This window comes from Anaerococcus nagyae (assembly GCF_017874535.1).
Taxonomy (GTDB): Bacteria; Bacillota; Clostridia; order Tissierellales; family Peptoniphilaceae; genus Anaerococcus; species Anaerococcus nagyae.
Genome location: NZ_JAGGLS010000003.1, coordinates 59438 through 77416, shown reverse-complemented (window position 1 = coordinate 77416; position 17979 = coordinate 59438). Strand labels below are relative to the sequence as shown.

The window sequence follows — 17979 nt, the reverse complement described above, 5'->3', positions numbered from 1 at the left end:
CTTATTTATTCCCTCCTAAAAAAACATTCATAAATTCAACTTTATCTTTACTATTGCAAGCTTTTTCTATCAAAATATCATCATTTAAAAATTCAGATAACTTTTCATAGTAAAAGCTCATATCTCCTATTTCTTTTCCAACAAAAAGTGAATATATTAACTTCACATCATCGTCATTCCACTTGACACTTTTTTGGGGGATTAAGATTATAGAAAAACTTTCTGTATCAACCTGTTTTAAAATATGTGGGACTGCTACATTTTTATAGGATGTAAAAGCCATTTTTTCACGTTTTTTATATTGTTTTTTTATATTTTCTTTACTTATGTCAAGGTCTTTACTTGCAAGTTCTGATAGTATATCTAAGGCGTGGTCCATATCATTTACCTCTACATCTTTTATGAATATGGAATTTTTAAATATTTTGTTGATTTCATCCATAGCATCTACATTTATGATGTCATCTATATTATCGAAATCTTTTTGTTTAAAAATTATATCTACATACACTATAGGAGTTTTAGTATTACTCTTTATATCTACTGAAGAAACTATAAAATCAAATTTATCTAGGTTATATAGGTCGATATTACTTAAATCTGTAAGTGTTAATGTATTGATCTCTTCTTTATATTTTTTTTCTATTTGTGCTTTCATCATCTGAGCTGATGAATTTCCTGAACCACAAACTACTAAAATATCCCTTTTTTGCTTATAATTGTTATCCATAGCACTAGCGATATGAAGTGCTAGATAACCAACCTCATCATCACTTAGTCTTGTGTGATATCTAATATTTATAGGACTTGCTGCAATTGTTGCAAGCATAAAAGCAACCTGATTGTCTTTGATATCCTTAAGTATAGGATTTTTCATAGTTAATCCATACCTTATACGTTCTATAAGTGGACCCAAATGCAGAGAAAGCGCAAAGAATAAATCTATATTTGATCTAAAGTCATATTTAGTAACTTTATATATCTCATCTATCATAATCTGAGCTAATTCAGATATTTCTGGCGAAACTTTTTCAAAGTTTGTCACTGAGTTCTTTGTTATCAAGTGCATAGTTAGATAAAGAATCTCGTCTTGCGGAAATTCTATATCAAGCTTTTCATTAAGCTCTGATACTACTAAATTCGCTATGTTAAATTCTTCATAAGTTACAACTCTTTGAGATAAATCATCAGTAAGTTCTATATACTGACCTTCCCTTATTCTAAGTATTGATATATAAATATGGACTACTAGATTTTTAAAGTTTGCATATGTTATATAAAATGATTCAGGAAATTTTATGTCATCTATAATTTCTTGTATTCTTATAAATAATTCTTTTTCCTCATCATTTCTAAAAATTTCTGGATCTTCTCCAATTTCATTTCTAATTGCAAGCCTTATATCTTTTTCATCTCCAGCTACTTTCATTCCATAATAAGGTTTACTAATCAATCTTATATTGTAAACTTCAAGAAGCTCTCTAACCTTTTTGATATCCTTGTTTATTTGAGAAAGTGATACATAAAACATATCAGCAATTTCTTGTTGCTTAATATAAGAGTTGGAAAATAATAGTAACTTCAAAATACTTTCAATCCTCAAATCCTTATTTGCATTTTCTTGGTGGAAATATGCGTACTTAAACCATTGATTTCTTAAAAAATCTTTGAACATATTCTCATCTAGTATAAGAAACTGATATCCTTTTCCAGACTCAGATTTTATTATCGCCCCCTTATCTTTGATGTAAGAGTTTAAAATATTTATTTCCTTTTGAACAGTTTTAGAACTGAGTTCTAGAGCTTTGCCTATCTCTTCAGAACTATGAAGTTCGTAGTCTGAAGTTAAATAATCAAAAATCTCTTTTGTTCTAGTTTCAATCATATCATCACCCTTTAGTAATATTATATATAACCTGATTTAAAGCTCCACACAAACATTTTCCTTAAACTTTTGTAAATTGTTGTGAGAAGTTTATTGTAATCATCCAGCTATAATTGGAACTTCAAATTTTAACTATGAACTTATACTTATATAAACTATATTATAATAGAATGAATATCCTGATAACTATTTTATTAATCATAATTTATTGGTTGAAATAAAAAATCTGAGATTAGACTGTTGACAAAATATAAACTTAACTATTTAGACCGAATGTAGTTAGCAGAGAAGTCCAAAGAGATCTCTCCATGCATTCGCTTACGCTCATTTAGTCGAGATGGAAATCATAGCACATTTCGACCGAAGCGGAACGAAGTGCAGCAAAATGGATAAGTCTTATGGGATCTCTTCATGCATTCGTTTCACGTATTTAGTCGAGATGGTAAATCATAACCCATTTCGACCGAACGCAGTGAGCGGAGAAATCTCCTGAGATCTCTCCATACCTTCGCTTACACCTATTTAGTCGAGATTGGATGTAGTGTAATTTTAATTTTAATATATAAGTGGTTTTATTTCTTTTTCCATCCAATTTGAGTCTTTAAAAACTGATCTTCCTACTCCAACTAAATCACATACATTGCGATTTAAAATGTCTTCTACGTCATTACCAGCCTTAACTCCACCTGTTAATATAACTGGAACTTCTACTGCATCATAGATAGGTTTGGATAAAAAGTCAAAGAATCCTGCAGATTTATCGTCAATAAGAAACATACACATTCCTCCAGAAATATCTAATACATCTACTCCGGCTTTTTCAAATGCCTTAGCTGCATAAACTGAGTCTTCTTGTGATAATCCGCCGTCCATATTATCGCCTGCACCTAATCTTAAAAATATTGGATAATCCTCGCCAACTTTTTGTTTAATTTTTTTTATTATTTCTAGATGAATTCTAATTCTTCCCTCAACATCTCCACCATATTCGTCAGCTCTCTTATTAGTAAGTGGTGATAAGAATTGATTTAGTAGATATCCATGAGCAGAGTGGATCTCAACTCCAACAAAGCCAGCTTCTTTTGCACGATAAGCTGCATTTACAAATTTATCTTCTATTTCTTTTATTTCTTCAATGCTAAGCTCTCTTGCTAATGCAGCATTTTCTTTAGATGGATTTTTTACTCTAGATGGAGCAACTGGACCTTGCCCTATGACATCTTCATTTGTAGAGCTACCTGCATGAGAAATTTGTACTATTGCATGTGTTCCATTGTTTTGAATAATTTCTGCAAGTTTTTTTAGACCATCAATACAATAATCATCTGCTATTGATACTTGATTATGACTTGCTTTGCCAATAGGATCAACAAAGTTATGTTCTACTATAACTGTGGAAAAGAGCTTATTACTAGTTTTTTCTTGATAATAATCAAGTAGGTCATCAGAAACATGACCCATGTCATCAGCTTTTGAGGTTGCCATAGGCGGCATAATAATTCTATTTTTAAAACTTATATTTTTAGTTTTTATTTCTTCAGATAATTTCATCTATACCTCTATTTTCATTTTCTATATCAATATTGGTTTAGTAAATTGCTATTTAATTTCTTATAATATGAGTATACCAAAGTGATATTGTTTAATAAATCCCTATAAAATAACCCCTAAAGAAGTATCTCCACTCACTTTTGTTCGGTTGAATTGCTTGGATAAAAATTAATATTTTCGTTGACTATTATCCATTTTAAAAGTTATATTATAATATATGATAAATATAAAAAAGCAAACTCTGTTAATCTTGAGTTTGCTCTTTAAATATTGTTGAATTTTCTAGATAGTCGTTGGGATATTTTTCTAATAAGTCTTTTAAGTAGTTTAAAGGAACACTTTTATCTAGCTTAGCATCTTATACTGGTCTAATATTCCTAAAAACTCTTTTCTTTCTTCTTTACTAGCCATTTATTTTTTTCAATATTTCTGGAACTTGATCTAAAGTATGAATGGTGTAGTCTAGTTTTACGTCTAGGTGATTTTTCTTTGCGTGTGGATTGTACCAAATATTTTTTATGCCAGCATTATTAGCTCCACGCATATCTGATGTTAGAGAATCTCCTATTAGTATATATTCATCTCTTTTACTTGATCCTATATATTCAAATACTAGATCAAAAAATTCTTTATATGGTTTATCATAGCCTAAATTTTCAGATATGAAGACTTTCTTAAATATCTTATCTAATCCAGAATTAACTACCTTAGCATCTTGGGCAATCTTTGATCCATTGGTTACTGCATATTGGTCATAATCTTTATTTAGATATCCTACAGTATCCCAAGCTTTGTCATTAAAGAATATTTGTCTACCTACTTCTTGTTGAAAGTATAGATTAAAGTCATCTATCATTTGATCATCATAGTTGATATTGTAGAAATCGAAAAACTCCCTAAATCTATCTCCTAGTATTTGCTTGCGAGTCATCTCTCCTCGCTCTAATCTCTTCCAATATTTATCATTAATTACTTTATAAGCTGCTAGTGCATTATCATCTTTTATATCTAAATTAAATTTAGAAAATCCATTAGTCATAGCGGCTTTTTCTGCTAAGTCAAAGCTTAGTAATGTATTATCTATATCCCATAATATATATTTAATCATTATAAATTACTTTTACCTATTATCTCCTTAAGAAGTCTCGTTGACTCATCCATTCTCTCTTTTTCTGTATCAGTTAATGGAACTTCTATAACCCATTTAGCTCCATCTTTTCCTATAACTGTAGGAACACCAACATATAAATCCTTGACTCCATATTCACCATATAGATATGAAGATGTTGAATACACGGAGTTTTCATCATTTATAATAGCTTTTACTAGCCTTGTTATAGCCATACCTATACCATAAAATGTTGCTCCCTTCTTCTCGATTATTTCATAAGCAGCATTTTTGGATTTTTCAAAGGTATCTAGTAGTGCCATCTCATCTATCTCACTTTGACTTTTTACCCATTCATAGATTGGAAGTCCACCTATATTTGTATGAGACCACACTGGGAATTCAGTATCTCCGTGTTCTCCAAGTATAAAGGCATCTACACTCCTTGGATCTATGCCTATTAATCCTGCAATTTCCTTTTTAAATCTTGAGGAATCTAAGGTAGTACCAGTTCCTATAATTTTACTAGCTGGAAATCCTGAATATTTCCATGTTGCATAGCTAAGAACATCTACAGGATTGGTCGCAACTACAAATATGCCATCAAAACCACTTGCTACTACATTTTTTATCATACCTTTGAAAATAGCTAAATTTTTTTCTACAAGATCCAATCTAGTCTCTCCAGCTTTTTGAGCAAGTCCTGCCGTAATTACAACTACTTCTGCATCTTTGCAGTCACTGTAGCTTGCCTTGTATATATATTTAGGCGAAGTAAAACTTATAGCATCTGATAGATCCATAACTTCTCCTTCGACCTTTTTTTCGTTTATATCAATGATGCCTAGCTCACGTCCTACGCCCAAGATTGTTGAAGCATAAGCAAATGATGAACCTACTGCACCATCACCTATTAAAATAATTTTACTATCTTTCATAATAACTCCTTATAGTTAAATTAACTTACAAGTATATTATACTGAATTACTATGAATTAGTAAGTATTATCTTAAATTAAAATGATATTTTAAATATAAGTGCTAGTAGAGTTAGAAGTATAGATATAGGCACATATACATATTTCCCAAGTCTATACCATCTTTCTTTATATTTATGTTTACTATTAAGATTGATCTCTTTTAATAGTAGGTCTTTTTTAAGTACATAAAACCAAGTTATAGCACCAATAGATGCGCCTATTGGAATGATATATATGGAAATTATATCCATGTAAGGTCCAAACTTATCAATTGTTTCTAAATTAATACCTAGCAAAAACACTGCTAATCCTAGTACTATAAATACTGCCTTTCTAGATAAATGTCTGTATCTATTTGTGATTGATTCTGCCATAACCTCTAGCATATTTTGTAGAGAGGATATACCTGCGAATACTACCGCTAGATATAATAGTATGGCAAAAATTCTACCAAATTTTATGTTATTTAAAATAGTAGGGAGGGTTACAAATAGTAATGATGGTCCACCTACTTCTTTCATAGCAAAAACACTTACGGCTGGAATTATAACAAATGATGATATCAAGCCAGCTAATGTATCAAAAATACCTGTTTGTATAGATGAGCTAACTATATCCTCATCTTTGCTAATATATGAACCAACTACTATCATGCCTGATCCTGTAATAGATAGGGAAAAGAATGCTTGTCCCATAGAGTCCAATATAGTCTTCATATTTAGAGTCTTTGGGTCGTATAGAAACATATTCTTGTAACCTTCTATAGAATTAGGCAATGAGCCTACCTTAATAGCTAGTATTAAAAATAAGACAAAAAAAGTAGGCATCATTATTTTATTAGTCTTCTCAATTGATGATGCTCCTCCAAAACATGTTAGTATAGTAATTATAATTATAATAGCATGATAAGGTATGACTGAGTGAGGAACACTTGCAAAACTATCAAACCAAGCTTGTGATTGTTGGGTAAATATTTCTCCTGTAAGTGAATCTATAAAACCCTTTAGTACATAAGCAACAATTACTGAATAGCCAATAGCTATTAGAAATGTACCCATCAAGGGAATAAAACCTACAACTCTTCCTATCTTGGTATTTTGATTACGGGTCTTATATGAATATTCATAAGCCCCCAATGTACCAGTTTTGGCAAGTCTTCCTATAGCAAATTCGGAAGATAAGCCAACTACAGAAAAAATTACTGAAAATAATATGTAAAATATTAAAAAAACTAGACCACCTGATTGAAATTTATAAGGAAAACCCCATATATTTGCCATTCCCACTGCAGAACCTACTGCAGAAAGAATAAGTCCTAGTTTAGATGAAAATTCTTTGTTCATAATTTACTCCTTTAAAGTGACATTGATTAACAAAAGAATTATATCATATTTTCCTTATTTTCCCAAAATTTCATATGTTTTATAAAGGATCTATTTCATGACAATATATCATTAATTATTCTCTTTAGATCAACTATATTTTTTTCTTCAAACCAAGGATTTTTCTTAAGCCAACCTATAGTTAGAGGACTTGGGTGGACTATTGGAAAATATTTTGGCAAATATTCTTTATAATTTTTGACAGTTTCTGTAAGATTTTTCTTAAAATCTTTGCCTAAATAATATTTTTGAGCATAGGCACCAATTAATATAGTTAGTTCGATTTCAGGCATTGTTTTTAATATTTTTTCGTGATAATCATCCGCAATAAATTTTCTTGGAGCCTTATCTCCTTGCTTTGCCTTTCCAGGATAATATAAATCCATTGGAACTATGGCTATTTTTTTGGAATAAAATGTATTTTTATCAACACCCATCCATTTTCTTAACTTTTCTCCAGATTTATCATTAAATGGTATACCTGTTTCTTCTACTATTCTACCTGGTGCTTGACCAATGAGGAGTATTCTTGCTTTAGGATCCGCCTGCAAAATCGGATCAATTCCCCTATCTGTATATGATTTATTTCTAGGATCATTTTTCATTTGTTCTATAACTTCATTTAAATCCATTCTTACTCCTTTTTTATGATAAAATTATAATTAGATAAATTTAATAAAGAGGCTATCGCAATAGCCCCTCATACAATTATTTATTATATTTTTTTTTGATTTCTTTGATATAAGTATCATCGCTAAAGTAATCTATGCCCATGACTTTCTTAACTTCCTCTATCTTTGCTCTGCCAACTTTTCTTGCTTCTTGTGTTCCTTTTTCTAATATTTCTAAAACCTGGTCTAAGTTTTGTTCATAGTAAGCTCTTTTTTCTCTAATAGGCGCAAGCTCTTCTTCTAAAACTTTGATTAGGAATTTCTTGCATTTAACATCTCCTAGGCCACCTTTTTGGTAATGCACCTTAAGTTCATTAAGATTTTTATATTCTGGTAAGTATTTTTCAAAGTGACTTTCATTTGAAAATACATCTAAATAAGTAAATACTATATTTCCTTCTACCTTGCCAGGATCATCTATGTTTATATGATCTGGATCTGTATACATAGACATTACTTTTTTCTTTACAGTAGCCTTATCATCTGCGAGATAGATAGCATTACCTAAAGACTTGCTCATCTTAGCTGCCCCATCTATACCAGGCATTCTACGTGCTTGCTTATTTTCCGGGAGTATTGCATGAGGCTCTGTGAAAATCTCTCCATAGATATTATTAAATGATCTTGCAAGCTCTCGAGTCTGCTCTAACATTGGTTCTTGGTCTACACCAACCGGAATAATATTTGCATCAAATAGTAATATATCAGCTGCTTGGCTTACGGGATAGATCAAAAATCCTGCTGGAAGACTTGTTTCAAAGTTGCGTAGTTTAATCTCAGACTTTACTGTTGGATTTCGTTCCAGTCTAGAAAGTGTAACTAGATTTAAAAAGTAAAATGTAAGCTCTGTAAGTTCTTCTACTTGTGATTGAACAAATATATTTACCTTTTCTGGATCTATTCCACAGCTTAGATAATCTAGTGCTACTTCAATAAGATTTTCTCTAATTTTTGCTGGATTATCAAAATTATCTGTAAGTGCTTGGCTATCAGCAATCATGACATACATCTTTTCATAATCACTTTCATTTTGCATCTTTACTCTATTTTTTAAACTTCCAACATAATGACCTAGATGAAGTCTACCTGTTGGTCTATCACCAGTTAATATGATTTTTTTATCTTCCACAATATACTCCTATAAAAAATGAGGGAATATTATTTCCCTCTAATTATCTTTATTACTTTCTGCCAGGTAAGCATCAATAAATCCTTGGATATCGCCATCCATTACTGCTTCCACATTACCTATTTCATAGTTTGTTCTATGATCTTTTACTAGGGTATAAGGTTGGAAAACATAGGATCTAATTTGGCTTCCCCAAGCAATTTGACTATACTTACCTTGGATATCCTCGATTTTTTCTCTCTGCTCTTCTTCTTTGATTTGGATAAGCTTTGATAAAAGTAATTTCATAGCATTATCTTTATTTTGCATCTGGCTACGTTCTGCTTGAGAACTTGCTACTACTCCTGTTGGGATATGGGTAATTCTTACCGCAGAATCAGTCTTATTTACGTGCTGACCCCCTGCTCCACTTGCTCTATAAGTATCTATTCTTAGGTCTGATGGATCTATTTCTACCTCAGTATCATCTGGAAGTTCTGGGAATATATCAATAGATACAAATGATGTATGCCTACGTGCTCCACTATCAAATGGTGATATACGAACAAGCCTATGGACTCCTTTTTCTCCTTTAAGATAGCCATAAGCATAAGCTCCACTTACCTTAAGAGTAGCAGATTTGATACCACCTGCTTCTTCATTATTGATATCAGTGACTTCATATTTGAATCCATTATGTTCAAAATATCTAGTATACATACGTAAGAGCATATCAGCCCAATCAGTTGCTTCTAAGCCACCAGCTCCTGCATTTATTGACATATAGGCATTATTTTTATCATATTCTCCATCAAGTTGGGTTCTAAGTTTCATTGATGAAACGTCTTTTGTAAGTTTTTCTAAATCTTTTTCAACTTGATTTAAGATATCTATTTCTGGGTTCTCACTCATTTCAACTAAATCAATCATGTCAGTGTTATCAGATAAGCTATCCATAATATCATTATATTTACCTAACTCATCTTTTTTGTTTGATAAATCTGCCATAATTTTTTGAGCTTTTTCACTATCATTCCAAAAGTCAGGAGCAAAGGTACTCTTTTCAAGTTCCTTTACTTCTTCTTCTAAGCTAGTTGGGTCAAAGAGAGTCTCCGACTAGTTTCATAGTGTCGGTTAATTCTTCAATTTTTTCTCTTAATTGATAAATTTCTGCCATATTATTTCTTTACATTACTTTTCTTTGCTTCACGTTCTAATCTTCTACGTTCAGCACGATTTAAGCCTTCTGTTTGATTATCTTCACTTGCATTTAGTGTATCTACTGCATCCGTGCCATCATCAGATGGTTGTGATTCATTTTGTGGGAATAGCACTTGCTTTCTTTGAATATTTTGTCTGATTTCTACATTCATCATGTATCTAACAGTCTCTTCTTGGATAGCTTTTGTCATTTCCTCATACATGTCGAATCCTTGATTTGTATAAGCACGAACTGGATCCTCATTACCCATTGCACGAACACCAATTTCTTTTCTCATTTGATCCATTGCATCTATATGATCCATCCATTTTTGATCTATTACTCGAAGCATGATTACTCTTTCTACTTCTCTCATGTTTTCTGGACCAAATTGGGCTTGCTTATCCTCATATTTTGCAAGTGTAGCTTCTGTTATATAGTCAATTAAATCTTGTTGACTATAATCATTTATATTTTCAAAGTGAAGTTGAGTTACAGGTATACCTAAACTATTTAAATGGTTAAGTAGAGCTACCATTTCCCAATTTTCTGGTTTTACTTGTGGATTAGTAAATGAATATACAGAATCTTCTATAACTTCTTTGATCATACCAATAATTGTTTCTTTCATGTCATGACCATATAAAACATCTTGTCTTTCATTATAGATAATTGTTCTTTGCTTATTCATAACATCATCGTATTGAAGGACTCTCTTACGAGTCGCAAAGTTGTTTGCTTCTACTCTTGTTTGAGCCTTTTCTACTGACCTACTTACCATCTTAGATACTATAGGTTCGTCTTCATCAAAGTTTGCATTTGCTATGAATTTTGCTACTTGTTCTCCACCATTAAGTCTTATAAGGTCATCTTCAAGAGATATAAAGAATCTTGAGTGTCCTGGATCTCCTTGACGACCTGAACGACCTCTTAACTGGTTATCTATACGACGTGACTCGTGACGTTCAGAACCTATTATATATAGGCCACCTGCTTCTTTAACTTTTTCTGCTTCTTCTTTTACACCTGGTCTAATGAGATCTTTATAGTGTCTAAATTTCTTACGAGCTTCTAAGATTTCTTCGTTATCTGTTTCAGCATATGAATCTACTTCTTCAAGCAACTCATCACTCATGCCTTCTCTTTTTAGTCTTTGCTTGGCCATATCATCAACATTACCACCAAGCATAATGTCAGTACCACGACCTGCCATGTTTGTAGCTATTGTAACAGCTCCTAAGCGACCTGCTTCGGCAACTATAGCAGCTTCTCTTTCGTGATTTTTGGCATTTAGGACTGTATGCTTGATACCTGCTTTTTTAAGAGCTTGTGATAATCTTTCACTGGCTTCGATAGAAATTGTACCTATTAGTATTGGTTGTCCTGTTGGATGTATCCTATTAATTTCATCAATTATAGCATGGTATTTACCATTTTCATTGATATATACATAGTCAACATCATCTACCCTTTGTATAGGTTTATTTGTGGGTATTTCTACAACATCTAAGTTATAAATTTCATCGAACTCTTCTTCTTCTGTTTTTGCAGTACCAGTCATGCCTGATAACTTGTCATACATTCTAAAATAATTTTGGAAAGTAATTGTAGCAAGTGTTTTACTTTCTGCCTTAACTTCTACACCTTCTTTAGCTTCTATAGCTTGGTGAAGACCATCAGAAAAACGACGACCTTGCATTATACGACCTGTAAACTCATCTACAATTTCTACCTCGCCATTATTTACTACATAATCAATATCCTTATGCATAGTTGTGTTTGCTTTAAGAGCATTGTTTATATAGTGAGATAATTCTAGGTTAGCTGAATCTGATAAGTTCTCTATATCAAAGAATTTTTCTGCTTTTGCTGTTCCTTTCTCTGTAAGATTAGATGTTTTTCTTTTTTGGTCTACAAGAAAATCTACATCTTCTACCTTAAACTCTCTATCAAAAGGATCAATTTCTGCATCTTCGTTTGGATCTAGAATTCTACCTTCTAGAGTTTGGATAAATTCATTTGCTTGACTATAGGTATCAGTAGACTCATCGCCTTGACCTGAAATTATAAGTGGTGTACGAGCTTCATCTATAAGAATTGAGTCAACCTCATCAACTATGGAATAGTTTAATCCACGTTGTACCATATCATCCTTATAGATAACCATGTTATCTCTTAAGTAGTCAAAACCAAATTGATTATTAGTACCATAGGTAATATCAGCAGCATAGTTCTCTTTTCTTTCACTATTTGTAAGTCCATAAACTATACATCCAACTTTCATACCGAGGAATGTGAAAATCTTACCCATCCACTCTTGGTCACGCTTAGCTAGATAGTCATTTACTGTAACTATGTGAACTCCCTTACCAGTAAGAGCATTCAAATAAGCAGGGCAGGTTTCAACAAGTGTCTTACCTTCACCAGTTCTCATTTCTGCTATCTGACCATTATGTAGAACAATACCCCCAAGTAATTGAACTGGATAATGTTTCATTCCTAAAACTCTATCACTAGCTTCACGAACAGTCGCAAAAGCTTCAGGAAGTAAGTCGTCTAAACTTTCACCTTGATCTAACCTTTGTCTAAATTCATTAGTTTTATCTTGTAATTCACTATCACTTAGTTGCTGCATTGACTCATCAAGAGCTAGGATTTTATCAACTATTTTCTGATTGTTGTCTATTTCCTTTTCACTAAATGATTTAAATAATTTAAATCTTGCCAAATTATTCACCTTCCAATTCTCTTAATTATTCGATAATCTTTTGATAATTAAGTTTTACCACTATTATATTAAAGTATATTAACTTTTTTGTAAACAATAAAATGAGTGGCCTTTGTTTTAATTCGAAATTTAATTTACTTAACATATAAAAAACGCAGAAGACTTAGTCACTTAAGACTCTGCGTTTCACTTAAGTATGTTTATAACTTTCTTTAGATAATAGTACCTTTATAAAGATAAATTTTCAAACAAAAAGAGCCTAAGCAAGTTAAACTTATTATATTAATATAATAAGTTTAACTTCCACTAGACTCTTATATATTATCTAGATGGAATTATTAATCCATAGTCTCCCTTACGTCTCTTATAAACAACCCTTACACCCATATCTTCTTGGTCATAGTATACGAAAAAATCATGGCCTAAAAGCTCCATCTGCATAACCGCTTCTTCTGTACTCATAGGTTTTAGAGAGATCTCCTTAGTCCTAGCTATATTTATATCAGAATCATATGAGTCATCTATGCCATATTCATTATCAAATGATTCATTAAAGTTTTCAAATTTTATAGAATCTTGATTTCTATCTTTTATAAGTCTTGTCTTATGCTTTCTGATTTGTCTTACTAAAGCATCTATAGTTCTATCAATGGCATTTGGATAAGACTCATCACTAGCCTCTGCCCTAAGTATAGGTCCTTTGTTTAAAAACATTGTAGCTTCAACTTGATAGTCATTGCCCTCTTTAGAAAATAGAAGATTTACTTCTTGTTCACCTGAAAAGTATTTATCTAATCTGTCATACTTTCTCTCTGCTTCGTACTTAATATCATCAGTAATATTAATATTTTTACCTCTAAGATTAATCTTCATAAAATCATCTCCTCTTTTCTTTTTATATAGATACCCTAAACCGTAATTATGCAAACGTATGCAATTTAAAATATTTATAAAATAATGTATAATTAGATTAATAATTGGAGGAAACTATGAGCAAAACAAAGATTAAAGATATTTTAGCCTATGACTTTTTATCAGAACTTCATATTTCTGATGATGGAAATAAGCTAGCCTATAAAAAAACTAACGCTAATTATGATAATAATAAATACGAATCTGACCTTTGGATTTATGACACTAATGATAATAAAAATTATCCTGTGACCAACCAAAAGAATGCCTCTATTTTTACTTTTAATAAAGATTCTAATTTTATATATAAAGTAAAATCAGAGGAAGATAAAGACATTTTTAACATAATTGATGGTCCTGGCGTAGGAAAAAAAGCCTTTGAAATCAAAAAAGATGTTTCTTCTATAAAATGGCTTAAAAAAGATTTATTCCTAGTAAGAGCAAGCGAAAAAAAATCTAAAGAAGAAAAAGACAAAGAAAAAGAAAATAAATATTTTGAGGAATTAACTAGCCTACCATTTTGGAACAACGGCAGTAGTTATGTAAAAGATCATAAGGGTGCTTATTATTTATATAATAATGCTAAGAATGAACTTAAAAAAATTACAAATTTTGATCTATATAATGATATATATAGCATTGATTTAAATAAAGATAATAGCAAAGCTATTTATATAAGAACTAGGTATGATAAAAATAAAGTAATGGAACTTTATGAAGACCTAATACTTTTAGATATCAAAACAGGTAAAGAAAAAATCATAATAGAAAATAGTTTCTCTTACTTTACTGCAAATTTCATAGAAAATAAGATTATCTTCGTAGCTACGGATATGAAAAAAGGTGGAGTCAATGAAGATTCTTTTATATATGTATGCGATTATGATGGTAACTACGAAAAGATAACTGATAAAAATTTTGATATGGCCTTTGGCAACAGCCTAGGAACTGATGTACGATTTGGTGGTAGCAATACTTTTACTGTAGAAAATAATAGATTATATTTTGTAGTGACAGAAAAAGAAACTACTAAGCTTTATTCTATTGACATCAATGGTAATCTTAAAAAAGAAATCAATGCAGAAGTTGAAGATTTTGCCATCAAAAATAATGAACTTTACTATCTAAGCATGGAAAAAGATACTTTAAGTCAATTAAAGAAAAAAGATTCAGATGAAATTCTTCTAGAAAATAAAATCGAAACTAAACTAGGCAAAATAGAAACTTTTGAATTTGAATCCAATGGTGATAATTTAATTGGATTTGTACTTTTACCTACTAACTTTGATAAGAGCAAAAAATATCCTACCATTCTAAGCGTACATGGTGGACCAAAGACTGAATTTAGTCATATTTTCCACCACGAACATCAAGTCCTTGCCAATGATGGATATATAGTTATCTATACCAATCCTCATGGATCAAGTGGTAATGGAGTTAAGTTCTCTGATATAAGAGGAAGATACGGAGAGGTAGACTATAATGATCTTATGAAATTTGTAGATATTGCTATAGAAAAATATCCACAAATAGATAATAAGAACCTAGGAGTCTACGGAGGCTCTTATGGTGGATTTATGACTAACTGGATTATAGGACATACTGATAGATTTAAGGCTGCCTGTTCCCAAAGATCCATATCAAATTGGACAAGTTTTTATGGAGTAAGTGATATCGGGTATTATTTTGGATCAGATCAAACAAATGCCAATCCGTGGGATTCTTTAGAAAAAATGTGGGATCAGTCTCCTATAAAATATGCTGATAAGGCTAAAACACCAACCCTATTTATTCATTCAGATGAAGACTATCGCTGTCCACTTGAACAAGGCTTGCAAATGTATAATAAGCTAAAGCTAAATGGAGTTGATACAAAAATGTACGTATTTCACGGCGAAAACCACGAACTATCTAGATCTGGTAAGCCACACGCTAGAATAAAAAGACTAAAAGAAATTAAAAAATGGTTTGATGGATATTTAAAATAATGAAAATTGAAACAAAAGTAAAATTTAAAAAGACTGCCAGTAATATGGTCTATAGATTTAAAAATCATGAAATTACTAATAATTCTGCAGCCTTGTCTTTCTACTTTTTACAAGCATCCATTCCTTTATTGATGGTGCTTGTAACAGTAGGTTCTAAGGTTTTAGAAAATAATGTAAATGCTATTTACTCCTTGATAGACTTTTTACCATCCTCGTCTCAAGATATGGTAAAGTGGGTTATAGACACTATGTTTGTTAATACAAGCTCTGCATCAATAACAGTAATAACTGTTTTATTTGCTTTATGGTCAGCTACTAAAGGTATAAATAATCTTATGACATCCATAAATAAAGCTTATGGTTTACAAGATGAAACTAAATATGTAAAACAAAGACTTTTATCAATACTCTATACATTAATTTTTGTAGCATTTATAGTATTTATTCTTGTATCTCAAATTTATGGACCAAGTATCTTAACCTTTATAAATGATAAAGTACTAACACGACTTTCTGATAGAGCCTTTGGTGGAATTTTTGATAAAATTCTAAAAACTCTAAAGTCACCTTTATTTAGACTAACAGTAATCCTAGTACCTATACTAATAATGTCTTTAGTTTTTGGAATTTTTTATAAATTTGCACCAAATAATAAGGAAGATAGAATCCCCTTCAAAGAAGCTGTTTATGGCGGTATATTTGCAACAGTTACTATTTATATAGCTACATTTATATACTCATTTTTCTTAAATAACTTCTCTAAACAATCAGTAGTATATGGAGCTTTAGCTGGTATACTTGCCTTATTTATCTGGCTTAATTTAGTTTCAACTATACTTATCTTAGGAGCTGAGCTAATTGATGCTGTTAGAAAAAACTATGAAATAGATTCACAAGAAGAAATTATAGAATTTGAAAAATCTAATAAGTCGTTTAAAGAAACAGTTGAAAGTACAATAGGAGGTCAGGAAATGAAAAAATCAATTGATAGTCCAAAAAGAAATAAAAAGTCATTTAGAAAAGAATTTAGAAATAAAAGATACCATATGGATCCTAATAAGAAAAATATGGCAGACTATTCAATATTTACTAAATTTTTAAACTCATATCTATTTAAAAAAGCTGATTCTATATTTATCTATGTTTCAGTTGCAGATGAGGTAGATACCCTAGAAATAATAAAAAAATCGCTAGAACTAGGTAAAAAGGTCTATGTGCCTTATATAACTAATAGAGAAAATTTTGAAATGAGACCGGTTAGAATTTATAACATAGATAATTTAGAGCTTGGAGAATATAACATACCAACATCTTATAGTATGGAATTTGAAGACAATCCAGATATTTCAATCATACCAGGACTAGGTTTTGACAAAAATAAAAACCGTATAGGTTATGGCGGAGGTTATTACGATAGATTTTTAAATAAATCAAAGACAACTTCCATAGGTCTCTTTCAAAGCAACTATCAAGTAGAACAAATTCCAGTTGATGAATACGACCATAAATTAGATTATATTATTACAGAAAAAGAAATATTCTAGCTTAAAGACCTTATGGCCTCTTTAATTAAGGAGTTTTATGAAAAAAAAGATATTAATATTACTATTAGCTATTTTAAGCTTAAGTGCTTGTAAAAACGAAAATATTCCACAAAATAAGGATTATAAATATATTTTTAATAATATTGTCACTGATAAATCTAAAGATGATATTAAAAATATAATGGAAAGTAGTGGTATTAGCCAAAAAAACATAGATAGATTTTTCAATCAAGTTGATTTCTTTAATGCAAATGTAGATAATAGCTTATTAATAGAAAAAGACTACAAAAAAGCAAATAAAATACCAGACTATGATGTATATACCATGCAAGATGAACTATTTAAAAAATATCCAGAATTTGCAGGAATAAATTGTAGGATAACTACTTTTGGTTTAGTATCAGATAAAATAAATATAAAACACATAGAAAATCCAAGCTTATCTGCTGTAGAAATCGATAATTCAACTTTTAGCAATCCACCTGTCTCAACTTTAGAAAAAAACGAAATTGATAAATTTAATAAATTTTACTCAGCTATAAAGACTAAAAATACAGGAGATCCAAACGTCCATCTAGAAAAAATTAAAAGCTTTTGGAATAAAAACGGAATTACTTTTTCTAATAACAATAAGTATTCAGTAATTTCGGTTTATATCTTTTCAGAACTAGATGAAAATGATAACGAATTATTTGTAGGCCACACTGGAATATTATTTCCTCTAGAAGATAGCAGAATAATGTTAGTAGAAAAATTAGCATTTACATCTCCCTACCAAGCAATAATATTCAAAGATAGGAAAGACCTATATGATTATCTAATGAAACTATACGACTTCTCTAGTGAAAGTTATCCTGCCAAACCATTAATATTTGAAAATAATGATTTGCTAAAGCACTAAAAAGGGACTGTTGCATACGCT

Annotated in this window: 13 protein-coding genes and 1 pseudogene; 3 read left to right on the top strand and 11 right to left on the bottom strand. The window is 30.7% G+C overall.

Features of this window, described 5'->3' with window-relative positions; translation table 11 throughout:
- Position 1 precedes the first annotated feature (1 nt).
- The 11 genes and pseudogenes from J2Z39_RS03510 to hpf all read right to left on the bottom strand — a co-directional run bounded on the left by J2Z39_RS03510 (position 2) and on the right by hpf (position 13486).
- On the bottom strand, positions 2–1885 hold the full coding sequence (locus J2Z39_RS03510) for a BglG family transcription antiterminator (RefSeq protein ID WP_209813816.1): 1884 nt from the start codon (positions 1883–1885) through the stop codon (positions 2–4).
- 555 nt (positions 1886–2440) lie between these two features.
- Positions 2441–3436: an NADH:flavin oxidoreductase gene (locus J2Z39_RS03505; RefSeq protein WP_209813814.1), complete on the bottom strand. Its 996-nt coding sequence runs from the start codon at positions 3434–3436 to the stop codon at positions 2441–2443.
- Between the two features lie 244 nt (positions 3437–3680).
- Positions 3681–3776 (bottom strand): annotated as a pseudogene (locus J2Z39_RS08700) (hypothetical protein); the annotation flags it as partial.
- A 63-nt stretch (positions 3777–3839) separates the two neighbouring features.
- Positions 3840–4544 carry a YjjG family noncanonical pyrimidine nucleotidase gene (locus J2Z39_RS03500; protein ID WP_117521296.1) on the bottom strand — a complete coding sequence of 235 codons (705 nt, stop codon included), beginning with the start codon at positions 4542–4544 and terminating at the stop codon, positions 3840–3842.
- Positions 4544–5482: an L-lactate dehydrogenase gene (locus J2Z39_RS03495; RefSeq protein ID WP_209813813.1), complete on the bottom strand. Its 939-nt coding sequence runs from the start codon at positions 5480–5482 to the stop codon at positions 4544–4546. Before J2Z39_RS03495 ends, J2Z39_RS03500 begins: the two co-directional genes overlap by 1 nt.
- Before the next feature lie 76 nt (positions 5483–5558).
- Positions 5559–6866: a sodium-dependent transporter gene (locus J2Z39_RS03490; protein WP_209813811.1), complete on the bottom strand. Its 1308-nt coding sequence runs from the start codon at positions 6864–6866 to the stop codon at positions 5559–5561.
- Between the two features lie 95 nt (positions 6867–6961).
- The gene (locus J2Z39_RS03485) at positions 6962–7537 is read right to left on the bottom strand and encodes a uracil-DNA glycosylase family protein (RefSeq protein ID WP_209813810.1); all 576 of its coding nucleotides are present in this window, start codon (positions 7535–7537) and stop codon (positions 6962–6964) included.
- Positions 7538–7613: 76 nt separating this feature from the next.
- Complete coding sequence (trpS, locus tag J2Z39_RS03480; protein WP_288222833.1) at positions 7614–8705, bottom strand: tryptophan--tRNA ligase; 1092 nt, start codon at positions 8703–8705, stop codon at positions 7614–7616.
- A gap of 39 nt (positions 8706–8744) precedes the next feature.
- Positions 8745–9861, bottom strand: a protein-coding gene (gene prfB, locus J2Z39_RS03475) for a peptide chain release factor 2 (RefSeq protein WP_209813808.1) whose coding sequence is annotated in 2 segments (ribosomal slippage) — positions 8745–9785 and positions 9787–9861 — 1116 coding nt in all. Because the reading frame shifts where the segments join, the coding sequence is not laid out codon by codon here.
- A 1-nt stretch (position 9862) separates the two neighbouring features.
- Positions 9863–12613, bottom strand: coding sequence for a preprotein translocase subunit SecA (secA, locus tag J2Z39_RS03470; RefSeq protein ID WP_209813807.1), 2751 nt, complete (start codon positions 12611–12613; stop codon positions 9863–9865).
- A gap of 321 nt (positions 12614–12934) precedes the next feature.
- Complete coding sequence (hpf, locus tag J2Z39_RS03465) at positions 12935–13486, bottom strand: ribosome hibernation-promoting factor, HPF/YfiA family (RefSeq protein WP_117521284.1); 552 nt, start codon at positions 13484–13486, stop codon at positions 12935–12937.
- Positions 13487–13602: 116 nt separating this feature from the next.
- On the opposite strand from hpf, the gene J2Z39_RS03460 reads away from it, so the two are divergent.
- Genes J2Z39_RS03460 through J2Z39_RS03450 form a run of 3 tightly spaced genes read left to right on the top strand, consistent with a single transcriptional unit; the run spans position 13603 to position 17958 of the window.
- Positions 13603–15513 carry an alpha/beta hydrolase family protein gene (locus tag J2Z39_RS03460; RefSeq protein ID WP_117521282.1) on the top strand — a complete coding sequence of 637 codons (1911 nt, stop codon included), beginning with the start codon at positions 13603–13605 and terminating at the stop codon, positions 15511–15513.
- Positions 15513–17057, top strand: a complete 1545-nt coding sequence (locus J2Z39_RS03455; RefSeq protein ID WP_209813805.1) for a 5-formyltetrahydrofolate cyclo-ligase — start codon at positions 15513–15515, stop codon at positions 17055–17057. Before J2Z39_RS03460 ends, J2Z39_RS03455 begins: the two co-directional genes overlap by 1 nt.
- Positions 17058–17094: 37 nt before the next feature.
- The gene (locus J2Z39_RS03450) at positions 17095–17958 is read left to right on the top strand and encodes a DUF4300 family protein (RefSeq protein ID WP_209813803.1); all 864 of its coding nucleotides are present in this window, start codon (positions 17095–17097) and stop codon (positions 17956–17958) included.
- The last annotated feature ends 21 nt before the right edge of the window (positions 17959–17979 follow it).

Coding starts and splice junctions, on each gene's coding strand:
- J2Z39_RS03490 (WP_209813811.1), bottom strand. CDS start 6,866: ATGAACAAAGAATTTTCATCTAAACTAGGACTTATTCTTTCTGCAGTA.
- J2Z39_RS03455 (WP_209813805.1), top strand. CDS start 15,513: ATGAAAATTGAAACAAAAGTAAAATTTAAAAAGACTGCCAGTAATATG.
- J2Z39_RS03510 (WP_209813816.1), bottom strand. CDS start 1,885: ATGATTGAAACTAGAACAAAAGAGATTTTTGATTATTTAACTTCAGAC.
- J2Z39_RS03460 (WP_117521282.1), top strand. CDS start 13,603: ATGAGCAAAACAAAGATTAAAGATATTTTAGCCTATGACTTTTTATCA.
- J2Z39_RS03505 (WP_209813814.1), bottom strand. CDS start 3,436: ATGAAATTATCTGAAGAAATAAAAACTAAAAATATAAGTTTTAAAAAT.
- J2Z39_RS03495 (WP_209813813.1), bottom strand. CDS start 5,482: ATGAAAGATAGTAAAATTATTTTAATAGGTGATGGTGCAGTAGGTTCA.
- J2Z39_RS03450 (WP_209813803.1), top strand. CDS start 17,095: ATGAAAAAAAAGATATTAATATTACTATTAGCTATTTTAAGCTTAAGT.
- hpf (WP_117521284.1), bottom strand. CDS start 13,486: ATGAAGATTAATCTTAGAGGTAAAAATATTAATATTACTGATGATATT.
- J2Z39_RS03485 (WP_209813810.1), bottom strand. CDS start 7,537: ATGGATTTAAATGAAGTTATAGAACAAATGAAAAATGATCCTAGAAAT.
- J2Z39_RS03500 (WP_117521296.1), bottom strand. CDS start 4,544: ATGATTAAATATATATTATGGGATATAGATAATACATTACTAAGCTTT.